The 15807-nt window shown below is 46.6% G+C and carries 5 protein-coding genes; 2 read left to right on the forward strand and 3 right to left on the reverse strand.

Annotated features, from left to right (window positions below; translation table 11 throughout):
• Positions 1–4: 4 nt before the first annotated feature.
• Positions 5–349: a DUF3802 family protein gene (locus IUZ65_RS07970; RefSeq protein WP_195703228.1), complete on the forward strand. Its 345-nt coding sequence runs from the start codon at positions 5–7 to the stop codon at positions 347–349.
• On the opposite strand, the gene IUZ65_RS07975 is transcribed toward IUZ65_RS07970, so the two are convergent.
• The 3 genes from IUZ65_RS07975 to IUZ65_RS07985 form a co-directional block, all read right to left on the reverse strand.
• Complete coding sequence (locus IUZ65_RS07975; protein WP_195703229.1) at positions 350–829, reverse strand: NlpC/P60 family protein; 480 nt, start codon at positions 827–829, stop codon at positions 350–352.
• A 337-nt stretch (positions 830–1166) separates the two neighbouring features.
• On the reverse strand, positions 1167–1778 hold the full coding sequence (locus tag IUZ65_RS07980; RefSeq protein WP_195703230.1) for an OmpA family protein: 612 nt from the start codon (positions 1776–1778) through the stop codon (positions 1167–1169).
• Positions 1779–1789: 11 nt separating this feature from the next.
• Complete coding sequence (locus tag IUZ65_RS07985; protein ID WP_195705046.1) at positions 1790–3052, reverse strand: TolC family outer membrane protein; 1263 nt, start codon at positions 3050–3052, stop codon at positions 1790–1792.
• A 486-nt stretch (positions 3053–3538) separates the two neighbouring features.
• On the opposite strand from IUZ65_RS07985, the gene IUZ65_RS07990 reads away from it, so the two are divergent.
• The gene (locus IUZ65_RS07990; protein WP_195703231.1) at positions 3539–15757 is read left to right on the forward strand and encodes a tandem-95 repeat protein; all 12219 of its coding nucleotides are present in this window, start codon (positions 3539–3541) and stop codon (positions 15755–15757) included.
• The last annotated feature ends 50 nt before the right edge of the window (positions 15758–15807 follow it).

A 15807-nucleotide genomic window follows, 5' to 3' on the forward strand; every position in this document is an offset into this window, starting at 1 on the left:
AGAAGTGGTAGTAGATACTGACGGATATATAGCACTAATAGAACATTTAACTTTTAATTTGAATGTGTTTACTTCGACGGGAGGGGACACAGGCGAAGAAACGGTTGAAGATGTTGTAACGGATATGATGGCATCCAATATCATGGCAATATTCGAACAAAATCCTGAACTCCACTCAAGTGTAAGATTTAAGCTATTGAAAGAAGCTGATCTTGTGCTAGCGGATTTAGCCGAAGTACTGGCGGGTGCTTGGACCAGAAAATCAACAAATGACCAGATTAGATTTCTTGACGAGTATATTGCATTAATGAAAAACCTGTTTGATAGTGCTATCGCAAAATACGATTAGTTAAATCCTTCTCACTTGCCAAAAAACTGAAGCCCAGTAAGGATTGTTTAACCTTGAAATAATCACTCCTTTTGAAGTAGAAGCATGCATAAATTTGTTGTCACCTAAATAAATCCCAACGTGCCTATCTTTCCTGCCAGTTTTAAAAAACACCAAATCACCGCTTTGAGCTTGGCCCAGTTTTATTTCAACCCCCAATTTACTTTGCTCATATGTTGTTCTTGGTAAATACTGATTTCCTGCTTCTAAATAAATTGCTTGAACGAATGCTGAGCAATCAATGCCATTTTTATTTGTGCCGCCATATTTATATGGCGTACCTTGCCACGTGTTGTAAGGCTGTTTATATATGATATTGCTCTCTTCTAAAAAGACAGATTGAGCTGAATTAGAAAGTTCAGTGCCCTGTTTATTACTCGAGCAGGCCGTAAGTAAAAAACCAAACATGATTAAAATGATTGTTGATTGAATAGAACGCATAGACCCTCCTATTTCGTTGTTGGGATCTCAAGGCATGTAGAAATACAAACACTAGACCAACTAACCAATATTCAACGAAGAAGGCGATTGAGTCGACAAGAGAGCGAATTATGAAGCACAAATATTCTCTCATCGACTTTGGATAATCAAGTTTAACGGTGATATTTGTGCTTTCTGTAACAGCGATGATCAACTATGCACTTTCTTTTACGGGTAATATGAATAGCCCAAACGTAAGCGTGTACAAGATGGTCCGTATATTATTACGAACTAAAAAAAGGTCCTGCTGTGCAATACAGAAGGACCATTAGCCTTGAGCATCTAGACAAGTGAATGTCTATCGTCTCTTGCGAGAAAAGATAGTCCATTCTTCTAGAATTTTGCTGTTATAACCAACCACGGTTGCTACTACTCGTCGGTTAAGTGCGTGAGATAGTTCAGACTCTCCATCGTCAACCAAACCAGAATCACCATACCCAACTATTTTCACGCGATCAGGGCTAACGCCTGCATCGACTAGACTTTGTTTTGCTTGGTTGGCTCTTTCTTTCGACAGTTCAAGGTTGTATTCAGAATCTCCGACTTTACTTGCATATCCTTGTAATTCGATAGACGTCTCAGGAAACTGACTCAAAAACTCCGCCATGCTACCAATTTCATTGATGAATGCTGGGCTGATTATTGACGAGTCGTTTTCAAATAATATCTTGAGCTCGAATTCGTTGGCTGCCTTCACCTCTGCACCACAGCCATCGTTATCGATTTCTGATCCGCGTTTGGTATCTGCGCATTTGTCTCTTGCATTGATAACCCCATCGCGATCATCGTCTTGCAAATCAGCGATTTGGTCAGCGGTTGGCGTTTCAATGTAATCGTATTGATCTTTCGCTTGTGCTGATAACGTGAAACCAGCGGCGAGTAGAGACAACAGAATTATAGAATATTTCATTTAATCCCTCCTTAATAATCCGCTTCTTGTTTCCATTCATCAGGTGTGTCCACCATCAATGAATCCAATAAAATACCACAGGCATTGAGTACCCTGAATTTAGCATACTGCTCACCGTAGTTTGCGTTTAAGTATTCTTTGCGTGCTTCAAATAACTCGTTTTCAGTATTGAGTACATCAAGTAGCGTTCGTTGACCAATACGATATTGCTTTTCATAAGCAATAGCCGTATCCGAAGCCGAATCGACGTGGTCTGCAAGAAATTCTTTCTGCTGCAAGGTTAGATCCAAAGCACTCCAAGAAAGGCGTAAGCTCTCTGCAAGCTGACGATGAGAGTTATCTCGTAAGTCCTTTGCTTTGTTTAGTTGATAGGCCATGCGATCTTGTTCCGAAGAGTCTGAACCACCATTATAGAGGTTGTATCGCATGCGTAGCATAGCAGACAGCTCATCGCGGCTACCGACTTCTCCTGCTGCATCGTCATACCAAGTTTGGGCTGCTTCGATAGAAAATGTAGGGTAATTTGTGCCTTCAGCCTGCTTATATTGATATTTTGCCGCATCTACATCAGACGCCGCGATTTTAATCACAGGGTGATTTTCTTCAGCGGTAACCGTTGCTTCTTCCAGAGATAGAGGGAGTGCGTTTTGATCCGCTCGAGGGAATACTAACCCTTGTGGGCTCTGACCAACAATACGCGTAAACTGGGTGTGAGTATCAAAGATATTGTTTTGTGCAGCAAGTAAATTACTGTGAGCATTGGCTAGACGAGCCTCTACCTGCGACAAATCGGCCGTAGAGCCTATTCCTGATTCAACCCTTCTTTTTATATCTTTATATATACGTTTGTGGGTCTTCAGATTGTCTTCAGAAAGGGTAAGGACTTCCTTTGCCTTTACTGCATCAAGGTAAACACTTGTGACTTCTAACGCTTTATCTTGGGAGTCTGCAATTAATTGATACCGCATAGACTCAGCTTCCGAAGCCGTTCTATCCATATCGTTTAGGGTGGAAGAACCATCCCAAAGTAACTGTGTAAGGCTTAAGGTTGCATCTTTTCTCGTCAACTCTGTGGTGTCGCCTGTGGCGGGATTAACCTTTTCATAACCGACCCCTGCATCTAGATCGATGGTTGGTAAATAATTGCCACCAGAAGACCTACGTTGTTCTACATAGCTTTTGTAATCGTTGAAGGCACTTCTAATTTCAGGATTTGAAGTAAGGGTAATTGCTATCGCTTGTTCTAATGATTGACTATAAGCAGGTAAACTCATTGCAATACAACAAGCAAGAGGTGCTAAAGGAATCCTTTTCAAAATTGTTCTCCTACATTTGAATAGCGGTATTGTATGCAAAAAATCAGTCTCAAATCTGAGACCAGCATCATAATAGCTTATTTTCCCGAAGGAATTTGAATTAATACAATTTATTCATTAAATATTAACATTATTGTTGAATTTTAGACCTATAAACTATTGTTGACCATGTTTTTTTGATGATTTATCTAATCCTAGGTATATCTTAATAGGTTGATTTTATGAAAAAAGGATTTTATTTATAATGATTCTGGTTATTTTATTCTCAAAATTAATAATCAAGCATAAAAAAATCCGTATATGTTGCATTACCCCATTCGATGTGTGGCCTCGGTTCCATTTTACTGCTAAATTTAATGGTTAGAAGAATACCAATTTTAGAGTTGTCTTATATAAGAGTGATGGCATTGTTATTGCTTAAATTGCTCAGAAGGGATCGAGAAAATGAACGCACTTATTGGCGCTATCGCAGGTAGTAAATTTTTTATTGTTATTGATAAAAACGGCAATCTTAAAACGATTACCGATATTCAGGATGTTAAGCCTGGAGAAGTGTTGTTGACGAAAGGGGAAGATCCCATGACGTCTGATACGGCTATCCAAGCGGAATTGGTTGAAGAAGATGGCAATAGGGTGCCGATAGCGGTTCAGGATGAAATCGATCAAATTTTTGAACAATTAGCAGACGGACAAGATCCTACTCTGTTGGATGAGGAATTCGCTCCGGCGGCCGGTTTGTCAGAGGGCTCTTCCACAACGCCAATGGCGGTTGTCGTACGAGATGCAGTAGAGATAATGGCTTCTACGTCCTTTGATACCACAGGCATCGAATCACAAGGCCTTTCTAGAACTCAATCACTTCAATTACTTCAGCAATTTATTAATCAAGCACCCACGGTTACTTTGTCCAATTTCGTGGACAGCCTCGATGAGAATACGCCAACCGATGGAACTATTCGCGTTGCTGATATTGATATTACCGATGACCAACAAGGTGTTAATGAACTATCTCTGTCAGGTGCGGATGCAGATAACTTCATTATTGTAGAGCTCGCAGACGGTTCACACGAGTTACACCTTAAAGCGGGTGTAACATTAGACTTCGAAACCCTTTCAAGTATGGACGTGAGTGTTGATGTTAAAGACTTAACGCTCAGTCAGAACGTTCTAGACACAGATTCAATGACGCTTGATATCAATGATTTGGGTGAAGAGCCGGTAATTAGTGGAGCAGTATCAGGCGGGGTGATAGAAGATGACTACGATGATGGAGAACAAGGTGTTTCTGTCGTTGGTACGCTTTCTGTTGTCGACCCTGATGCCGGTGAATCAGGTTTTGCTGCGCAAGAACCTATAGGAGGTGACTATGGCCTGTTCACTTTTGATAATGAGACAGGGCAATGGACATATGTTTTAAATAATGAAGACGCGAATGTTCAAGGTTTGGAAGCAGAGCAACAAGTAACAGAAACATTTACAGTCACGACATTAGATGGCACGAGTCAAACTGTCACCGTTGTTGTCACTGGTACGAGCGATACACCTACTGCCGAAGAATTTGCGGTGGGTGCTGATGAGTCGTTCACATTCGACCAACACACGAGCGACGCAGAAGATGATTTTAATGGCGTTGAAACCTCGGTCGTCATCGAAGAAGGCAACCTTCCTAAATATGGGCAATTGGTTGATAACAATGGAGACCCATTAGTAGCCGGTCCAGACGGAAATATTATTGTTAGCGACACACAATCGATTACTTATGAAGCGTTTGACCAAACAGAGGTTAATGATCAATTCAGTATTGATGCAAGTGAATATGTCCAGAACCTAGATTCGAACGTTATTAGCGGTGATGTACCCGTAAATAGTGAGGATAATGGGTCTATTTCCCTTAATTCAGGCGTGGTTATATCAGCAGGTGTATTTGGTGAGAACGGTACAACAGAAGCCGCTGATCTTTATTATGATGATAGGAAAGGTGAAAAGGGTTTTGGTGTAAATAATAAAGAGATAGATGTCACAAAAGATGAGTTTATAAACGTTGACTACAGCGGCATTGACGAAGCAGTAGACGTTAAATCAGTAGAACTGTCTTTTGGTAGTATTTGGGGTAACTATGAAGGAGACCCGGCTAATGCAATGCCTGGTTCAGATGATTATGACGGCCATCGTGCGCAAGGACAAATCCTCGTTTGGGTTGAGTTCGACGGAGAAGGGTATGGAGAGCCAATCATTCTTGATGATGATCAATTAGTCAATTTATATAATGGTACGGGTGAGTTCAGTTACACTGTAACGGCAGGTGAAGGTCAAGAAATCACCGGAATTAGAGTATCAACGAGTGCTGGTATTGATCCATCGACTGGTGAAGAAGGCATTGGTAACTCCAATATTGTATTTCAAGGGGCTGATGTTGTAGCAACCGAGATAACGGACTCATTTAATTATGTTGCTAAAGATTCGCAAGGCAATGTTAGTGAAGAAGAAACGGTTTATATTGACGGCAATAGTGAATCGCCTGTAATCGATCCAACAGTAGTTCAATCAATTAATGCGGTAGACGATGCCTATTTAGTTACGTCACCTTTAACCGCGAATCCTGCTGATCCATTCGTATTACAAGAAGATGCAAATAGAACAGACAGAAGACAAGAAACTAATTCTGAATATGAGATAAAAGTTGCTGACTTGCTTGGTAACGATGTTACCTCCGCCGGGTCTTTAACCTTGGTTGCCGTTTCTAACGCAACACATGGGCGTGTCTCGCTTGTTGAAAATGACCAAGGTGAAGTGATCGCCGTTAAGTTTACACCGGCTAGAAACTACAATGGTGAAGCCAGTTTCGAATATACCATTAGAGACGAGAATGGTAGCGAAGATACGGCAACGACTACGCTCTGGGTCGAACCTGTCGCAGATGCGGGAAGCGTTACGGTAAATGCAATAACCGACGATGACGTAATTAATATAGCAGAAAGCGAAACGACGGCAGATTCCCAAACACCGATAATGGTTTCAGGTACAGCGCGTGGTGGTGATATCCAATCAGGTGACTCTGTTTCAATGGTCATTAATAGTAAAACCTATGAAACAACCGTTGATGAAAACGGTAACTGGTCCGTTGCAGTAGACGGCGCGGATTTGGCCGTCGACCAAGAATTTACGGTAAATGTTACGTCAATAGATGGTATTAGCAGCGTTGTTTCTAGCCGTGATAGTGAACATGCTGTTGATTTAGTGGCACCTGGTGCCCCAGTAGTTGTTATCCAGGACGGCGAGCAAGATTTAGACGAGCAGGGTTACATTAACGCGCAAGACGCAGCGGTGGACGGTGGCGTGAAAGTGCACGTGACATTGCCAGACGGTGTGGAAGCGGGCGACATTGTGAATTTAACCATCAGCAGCAGTGCAGACGGTGTGGCTGATGTGACCGTACCGTACACGGTGTTGGCGGAAAACATAGCCGACAACGCGGCACCCGTGTCATTTGATATCCCAGCGGAGATGGTGACGGACAACGCCACCTTGACCGCCAGCGCGATGATCACTGATACCGCCGGTAATGAATCGGCCACGGGCAGCGACAACACGATTGTTGACCTGACAATACCGGGTGGCCCAGACGGCGACGGCGATACCTTAGGTGACAATGCACCGTTGGTTGTTATTCAAGACGGCGAGCAAGATTTAGACGAGCAGGGTTACATTAACGCGCAAGACGCAGCGGTGGACGGTGGCGTGAAAGTGCACGTGACATTGCCAGACGGTGTGGAAGCGGGCGACATTGTGAATTTAACCATCAGCAGCAGTGCAGACGGTGTGGCTGATGTGACCGTACCGTACACGGTGTTGGCGGAAAACATAGCCGACAACGCGGCACCCGTGTCATTTGATATCCCAGCGGAGATGGTGACGGACAACGCCACCTTGACCGCCAGCGCGATGATCACTGATACCGCCGGCAATGAATCGGCCACGGGCAGCGACAACACGATTGTTGACCTGACAATACCGGGTGGCCCAGACGGCGACGGCGATACCTTAGGTGACAATGCACCGTTGGTTGTTATTCAAGACGGCGAGCAAGATTTAGACGAGCAGGGTTACATTAACGCGCAAGACGCAGCGGTGGACGGTGGCGTGAAAGTGCACGTGACATTGCCAGACGGTGTGGAAGCGGGCGACATTGTGAATTTGACCATCAGCAGCAGTGCAGACGGTGTGGCTGATGTGACCGTACCGTACACGGTGTTGGCGGAAAACATAGCCGACAACGCGGCACCCGTGTCATTTGATATCCCAGCGGAGATGGTGACGGACAACGCCACCTTGACCGCCAGCGCGATGATCACTGATACCGCCGGTAATGAATCGGCCACGGGCAGCGACAACACGATTGTTGACCTGACAATACCGGGTGGCCCAGACGGCGACGGCGATACCTTGGGCGACAACGCACCATTGGTTGTTATTCAAGACGGCGAGCAAGATTTAGACGAGCAGGGTTACATTAACGCGCAAGACGCAGCGGTGGACGGTGGCGTGAAAGTGCACGTGACATTGCCAGACGGTGTGGAAGCGGGCGACATTGTGAATTTAACCATCAGCAGCAGTGCAGACGGTGTGGCTGATGTGACCGTACCGTACACGGTGTTGGCGGAAAACATAGCCGACAACGCGGCACCCGTGTCATTTGATATCCCAGCGGAGATGGTGACGGACAACGCCACCTTGACCGCCAGCGCGATGATCACTGATACCGCCGGTAATGAATCGGCCACGGGCAGCGACAACACGATTGTTGACCTGACAATACCGGGTGGCCCAGACGGCGACGGCGATACCTTAGGTGACAATGCACCGTTGGTTGTTATTCAAGACGGCGAGCAAGATTTAGACGAGCAGGGTTACATTAACGCGCAAGACGCAGCGGTGGACGGTGGCGTGAAAGTGCACGTGACATTGCCAGACGGTGTGGAAGCGGGCGACATTGTGAATTTAACCATCAGCAGCAGTGCAGACGGTGTGGCTGATGTGACCGTACCGTACACGGTGTTGGCGGAAAACATAGCCGACAACGCGGCACCCGTGTCATTTGATATCCCAGCGGAGATGGTGACGGACAACGCCACCTTGACCGCCAGCGCGATGATCACTGATACCGCCGGCAATGAATCGGCCACGGGCAGCGACAACACGATTGTTGACCTGACAATACCGGGTGGCCCAGACGGCGACGGCGATACCTTAGGTGACAATGCACCGTTGGTTGTTATTCAAGACGGCGAGCAAGATTTAGACGAGCAGGGTTACATTAACGCGCAAGACGCAGCGGTGGACGGTGGCGTGAAAGTGCACGTGACATTGCCAGACGGTGTGGAAGCGGGCGACATTGTGAATTTGACCATCAGCAGCAGTGCAGACGGTGTGGCTGATGTGACCGTACCGTACACGGTGTTGGCGGAAAACATAGCCGACAACGCGGCACCCGTGTCATTTGATATCCCAGCGGAGATGGTGACGGACAACGCCACCTTGACCGCCAGCGCGATGATCACTGATACCGCCGGCAATGAATCGGCCACGGGCAGCGACAACACGATTGTTGACCTGACAATACCGGGTGGCCCAGACGGCGACGGCGATACCTTGGGCGACAACGCACCATTGGTTGTTATTCAAGACGGCGAGCAAGATTTAGACGAGCAGGGTTACATTAACGCGCAAGACGCAGCGGTGGACGGTGGCGTGAAAGTGCACGTGACATTGCCAGACGGTGTGGAAGCGGGCGACATTGTGAATTTAACCATCAGCAGCAGTGCAGACGGTGTGGCTGATGTGACCGTACCGTACACGGTGTTGGCGGAAAACATAGCCGACAACGCGGCACCCGTGTCATTTGATATCCCAGCGGAGATGGTGACGGACAACGCCACCTTGACCGCCAGCGCGATGATCACTGATACCGCCGGCAATGAATCGGCCACGGGCAGCGACAACACGATTGTTGACCTGACAATACCGGGAGGTCCAGACGGCGACGGCGATACCTTGGGCGACAACGCACCGTTGGTTGTTATTCAAGACGGCGAGCAAGATTTAGACGAGCAGGGTTACATTAACGCACAAGACGCAGCGGTGGACGGTGGCGTGAAAGTGCACGTGACATTGCCAGACGGTGTGGAAGCGGGCGACATTGTGAATTTGACCATCAGCAGCAGTGCAGACGGTGTGGCTGATGTGACCGTACCGTACACGGTGTTGGCGGAAAACATAGCCGACAACGCGGCACCCGTGTCATTTGATATCCCAGCGGAGATGGTGACGGACAACGCCACCTTGACCGCCAGCGCGATGATCACTGATACCGCCGGCAATGAATCGGCCACGGGCAGCGACAACACGATTGTTGACCTGACAATACCGGGTGGCCCAGACGGCGACGGCGATACCTTGGGCGACAACGCACCATTGGTTGTTATTCAAGACGGCGAGCAAGATTTAGACGAGCAGGGTTACATTAACGCACAAGACGCAGCGGTGGACGGTGGCGTGAAAGTGCACGTGACATTGCCAGACGGTGTGGAAGCGGGCGACATTGTGAATTTAACCATCAGCAGCAGTGCAGACGGTGTGGCTGATGTGACCGTACCGTACACGGTGTTGGCGGAAAACATAGCCGACAACGCGGCACCCGTGTCATTTGATATCCCAGCGGAGATGGTGACGGACAACGCCACCTTGACCGCCAGCGCGATGATCACTGATACCGCCGGCAATGAATCGGCCACGGGCAGCGACAACACGATTGTTGACCTGACAATACCGGGTGGCCCAGACGGCGACGGCGATACCTTAGGCGACAACGCACCATTGGTTGTTATTCAAGACGGCGAGCAAGATTTAGACGAGCAAGGTTACATCAATGCGGAAGACGCAAAGGGCGAGATTTCAGTAAATATCACGCTACCAGATGGCGTGAACTCAGATACCGACAGCCTAGTGGTGAACATCAATGGAACGGATCAAACCATTAAGTTGAGCGACGTGACCATCACCGCGGGTGGTGTGGTTAACGTGGTGATTCCGGCGGTTCTAATTGTTGATGGCGAGACCATTACAGTTGATGCGTACGCCATAGACCCGGCAGGTAACCGCTCTGAAACGGGCAGCGACAACACGATTGTTGATCTGACAATACCGGGTGGCCCAGACGGCGACGGCGATACCTTAGGTGACAATGCACCGTTGGTTGTTATTCAAGACGGCGAGCAAGATTTAGACGAGCAAGGTTACATCAACGCGGAAGACGCAAAGGGCGAGATTTCAGTAAATATCACGCTACCAGATGGCGTGAAGTCAGATACCGACAGCCTAGTGGTGAACATCAATGGAACGGATCAAACCATTAAGTTGAGCGACGTGACCATCACCGCGGGTGGTGTGATTAACGTGGTGATTCCGGCGGTTCTAATTGTTGATGGTGAGACCATTACAGTTGATGCGTACGCCATAGACCCGGCAGGTAACCGCTCTGAAACGGGGACAGACAACACGATTGTTGACCTGACAATACCGGGTGGCCCAGACGGCGACGGCGATACCTTAGGTGACAATGCACCATTGGTTGTTATTCAAGACGGCGAGCAAGATTTAGACGAGCAAGGTTACATTAACGCGCAAGACGCAAAGGGCGAGATTTCAGTAAATATCACGCTACCAGATGGCGTGAACTCAGATACCGACAGCCTGGTGGTGAACATCAATGGAACGGATCAAACCATTAAGTTGAGCGACGTGACCATCACCGCAGGTGGTGTGGTTAACGTGGTGATTCCGGCGGTTCTAATTGTTGATGGCGAGACCATTACAGTTGATGCGTACGCCATAGACCCGGCAGGTAACCGCTCTGAAACAGGCAGCGACAACACGATTGTTGACCTGACAATACCGGGTGGCCCAGACGGCGACGGCGATACCTTGGGCGACAACGCACCATTGGTTGTGATCCAGGACGGCGAGCAAGATTTAGACGAGCAAGGTTACATTAACGCGCAAGACGCAAAGGGCGAGATTTCAGTAAATATCACGCTACCAGATGGCGTGAAGTCAGATACCGACAGCCTAGTGGTGAACATCAATGGAACGGATCAAACCATTAAGTTGAGCGACGTGACCATCACCGCGGGTGGTGTGGTTAACGTGGTGATTCCGGCGGTTCTAATTGTTGATGGCGAGACCATTACAGTTGATGCGTACGCCATAGACCCGGCAGGTAACCGCTCTGAAACGGGGACAGACAACACGATTGTTGACCTGACAATACCGGGTGGTCCAGACGGCGACGGCGATACCTTGGGCGACAACGCACCGTTGGTTGTGATCCAGGACGGCGAGCAAGATTTAGACGAGCAAGGTTACATCAACGCGGAAGACGCAAAGGGCGAGATTTCAGTAAATATCACGCTACCAGATGGCGTGAACTCAGATACCGACAGCCTAGTGGTGAACATCAATGGAACGGATCAAACCATTAAGTTGAGCGACGTGACCATCACCGCGGGTGGTGTGGTTAACGTGGTGATTCCGGCGGTTCTAATTGTTGATGGCGAGACCATTACAGTTGATGCGTACGCCATAGACCCGGCAGGTAACCGCTCTGAAACGGGCAGCGACAACAGCATTGTCGACTTATTTGTACCGCCAGTTAATGTTGGGCCAATCGCCACAGACGATTTTAACAACACCATCTTCACGGAAACCTTCGAAGATGGCCACAATATTACCGGTAATACATGGGGAGTTATCGACAACTATAATGGTTGGGATACGTCAGTTAATGGCGTGGAAATACAGTCTGGTAGCGTTGGCGGATCAACTGCCTCAGAAGGCGAAGCCCATGCAGAGCTTGACGCTCATAACATCGTTACAATGTCTAGAAGTCTAGACACGCCGGACTCTGAATATCAGCTTGTTTTCGATTACAAACCTCGTCCAGGACACGAAGCTGATAGTGATATGGAGGTAACTTTTGCAGGACAAACGGTACAAATTCACTCTGATGCTCAGGGTAATCTAAGTTTTATTTCTGACGATGGTGCAGAGGTGTCGTTGTCGGCGACGTTAAGTAACGGTTGGTCGACAGTTAGTATCACGTTCAATACACCAGCTGACAGTAGTCAACTGAGCTTTACTGGACTCGGTGTGTCAAATAGTCTGGGTGCGTACATTGATAATATCCGCGTTAGTGAAGGGTTCGATACGAATGAAAATAATGCGATTGACTTTACAGCGTCTCAATTATTATTAAATGATAGTGATATCGATGGTGATACGTTGTCTATTATCAATGTATCAGAAGTAGAAAATGGCACAGTGACGCTAGTTAAAGATAGCGTTACTGGTGATGTAACATCCATTAGCTTCACACCATCAGATAACTATTCAGGTCCGGCTAGTTTCCAATATGAAGTGAGCGATGGAAATGGCGGCACAGATACGGCGACGGTATATATTAATGTCGCGCCAGTCAACGATGCGCCAATTGCAAACGACGATGGGCCAATCGCGGTCACAGAAGACACGTTAGCGATAGGCAATGTATTAACAAATGACACCGATGTGGACAATGCACATAGCGATTTGAAGGTGACTGAATTCAGTTTTGACGGCAAGGCCGGTACGGTTGGTCAAGCGCTGAGTATTGCAGGTGTTGGCGAATTAACGATAAATGACGATGGGTCATTTGAATTTATGCCAGAGCTAAATTATACCGGACCCGTGCCGAGCGCGCAGTACACCGTGAGTGACGGTTTGGTCGCAGCTCAAACTCAAGGAACATTGAGTTTTGCAGATATTTCGCCCGTCAATGACGCCCCAACAGCACAAGACTTTACTGTGGTAGCAGATGCAGGCAAAGAAGTTGCATTTAGCTTCGATGGCGGCCAAAACGGCACACAAAATAACGTTACAGATGAAGAAGATGATAGTACCGGTGGCGATACTCAAGTCATTATCGACTCCGTTCCACAACACGGCACATTATTTTTGGCAAACAGCGATGTGCCTATTGCCAAAGATCAACAGATAGATGACATCAGCCAGGTCAGATATGTGGCGAACTCTTCAGGTGACATTCTGGATTCATTGAGTTTTACAGCTTCAGCAGGGTTATTGTCTCATTTAAGTGATAACAACGGTTCGATGGGTGGTTACGTAGATGGTGCTGACTCAGTTACAGAAGCTAAAGTACGAATTACAAGCGGTCGACTTGATGAACAGTCTACATCGCTAACCTATGATAGTGGCAATAATGAATCTGGATTTGGTGTTGATAGCGGTGCAGAAGGTGGAAGTAACGAACTTGATGTTCAGGAACCTGAATATATTAAAGTGGATTACAGCGAAAGCGGAGCACAAGTAAATAGCGTCGCTATAGAGTTTGGGAGTTTATGGGGTCACTACAATGAAAGCGATATCAACAATCCAGACAGCAATGATCCTAATGCGCAAATTAATGTAATCGTTACTATGGTCGATGGTGATGGAAATATTGTAACGAGAGTAGAAGATTACAATGACGCCACGAATCCAGACGTGTACACCGGTTCAGGCAACTTTGAAGCGATTATTACAGCGGACAACGGCTATAGCATCCAAAGCCTACAGATATATACGACGAGCAGCACACAGAGCTCAATCAATTCTAATATGCTCGTTAATAGCGTCGAGGTGCTGGATGCTCAGGCAAATGAGACTATTGAATATCACGCGATTGATGCGCAAGGACTTGCTGGCAACACTGCTGAAGTAACCTTCGTGGTTAATACGGATCCTACGCTTTATATTGGCGATAACGGGACCAATAATATTGACGGTTCAATTAGCAATGATGTCATAATTGGCGATCTAGGTGGCGTCGAAACTCGTGTTGTGCTTGAGGCAGACGATTACAATATAGCTCTGTTAGTGGATGTATCTGGCAGCATGGGCGATTATTTTGAAGGTAGTTCTGGGCCAACTAAGTTGGAAGCAGTACAAGATAAACTAGCCGATTTAATTGAATCAATTAAAGATCATCCAGGTACAATTAATGTCACGTTAATTCCATTTGGTGGTGATGTTGGTGCGATAGAATCAGTAGCTGGCTTATCAGAAAGCAATTTCGCCGCATTTAACACCGCTATTGATGCGCTTACCTCAGATGGCGGCACCAATTACGTATCGGCCTTCGTGGCTGCCACTAACTACTTCACGGGGTTAGATACTCCTGATGCAAAAAACTTGACCTTCTTTTTGAGTGATGGTGAACCAACAATGGTAACACCGGCTGACAACTCTGGCGGAACAACAGAGCCAAGAGATATATCTGAAGCTATAACGGCATTTAGTGCGTTAAGTGCGATTAGTGATGTTAAGGCAATTGGTGTTGGCGATGATATTTCCGTCGAAACGCTTCGTCATTTTGATAACACGGGTACTGAGGATGTCACGTTAGGTTTGGGAGATCTTTCGTTTTATGGCGATGCTATTATGAACGATGGAGTCCTTAAGTTAGCTGGAAATAATAAATCGACTACTTCTGAAGAAATAGTCGTTTCAGGTGGTGCTGATATTTCGTTTGAATTGTCCCATATTACAGGGAATGGCAGTAGCACTTGGTCGCTGATAGATACGTCGACTAATGAGGTTGTAAAAAGTCAGACTGTTGTGACGCAAAATGGTGTAGAGAAAGACAACATAACTGTAAGCATTCCCAATCTGTCAGCGGGTACTTATAAATTGGAACTTGTAAATAATCGTGGTGGTCAGATTAACCTGATGAACCTTGCTGTTGTACTGGCAGGTCTCGGTCAAGTTAATATTGTTACAGGCAATGACGGATTAGAGCTTGCTTTGAATACGGGTGTAACAGAGTTAACCGAGATTGCAGTTAGTTCAGATACGCTTTACGGCCATGAAGGGAACGACATTATCTTTGGTGATGTGCTAAATACAGACAACTTGGATTGGTTAGGAATAACAGGTGTTGAAAAACCTGCAGACGGTTCGGGTATTGAGGCGTTAGAAACGTATCTTGAGGCCCCAAACGGAACAGCACCTACAGAATCTGAAGTTTACGACTTTATTAAAGCGAATGAAGAGTTGTTGTATGTTGATTCTGATCCACGTGGTGATAGCGATACTATTTACGGTGGAGAAGGTGACGATACTTTGTATGGTCAAGGTGGCGCGGACAAACTATATGGTGAAGAAGGGAATGATACCCTATATGGAGGGGAGGGTGATGACTTCTTAGATGGCGGACTAGGTAACGATATTCTCACCGGAGGTGATGGTGCAGATACTTTCATTTGGTCTACGGACACTATCGATTCAGGTACTGACATTATTACTGACTTCCACCTGAATTCAGATAAAATTGACTTAACTGACCTGCTAGAATCCAACACCCAAGCAGATAGTATCGATGATATTCTTTCGAGTGTTACTGTTGATGGTGATAATGTTAAAATTCAGTTCAATGAACAGGCGAGTAGTCAAACAATTGTTCTAGAGCATGGTGTGTCTGCCTTAGAATTGGATAGTTCTATTTATACTGATGGTTCGACCATTGATTTAACCTCGGAATTATTGGCTAAAGTATTCACCTACGACGGCTAGATGTTAGTATCATGCCAAGATAAAATAAAGAAGGGCTCCTAGGAGCCCTT

This window comes from Vibrio sp. VB16 (assembly GCF_015594925.2).
Classification (GTDB): domain Bacteria; phylum Pseudomonadota; class Gammaproteobacteria; order Enterobacterales; family Vibrionaceae; genus Vibrio.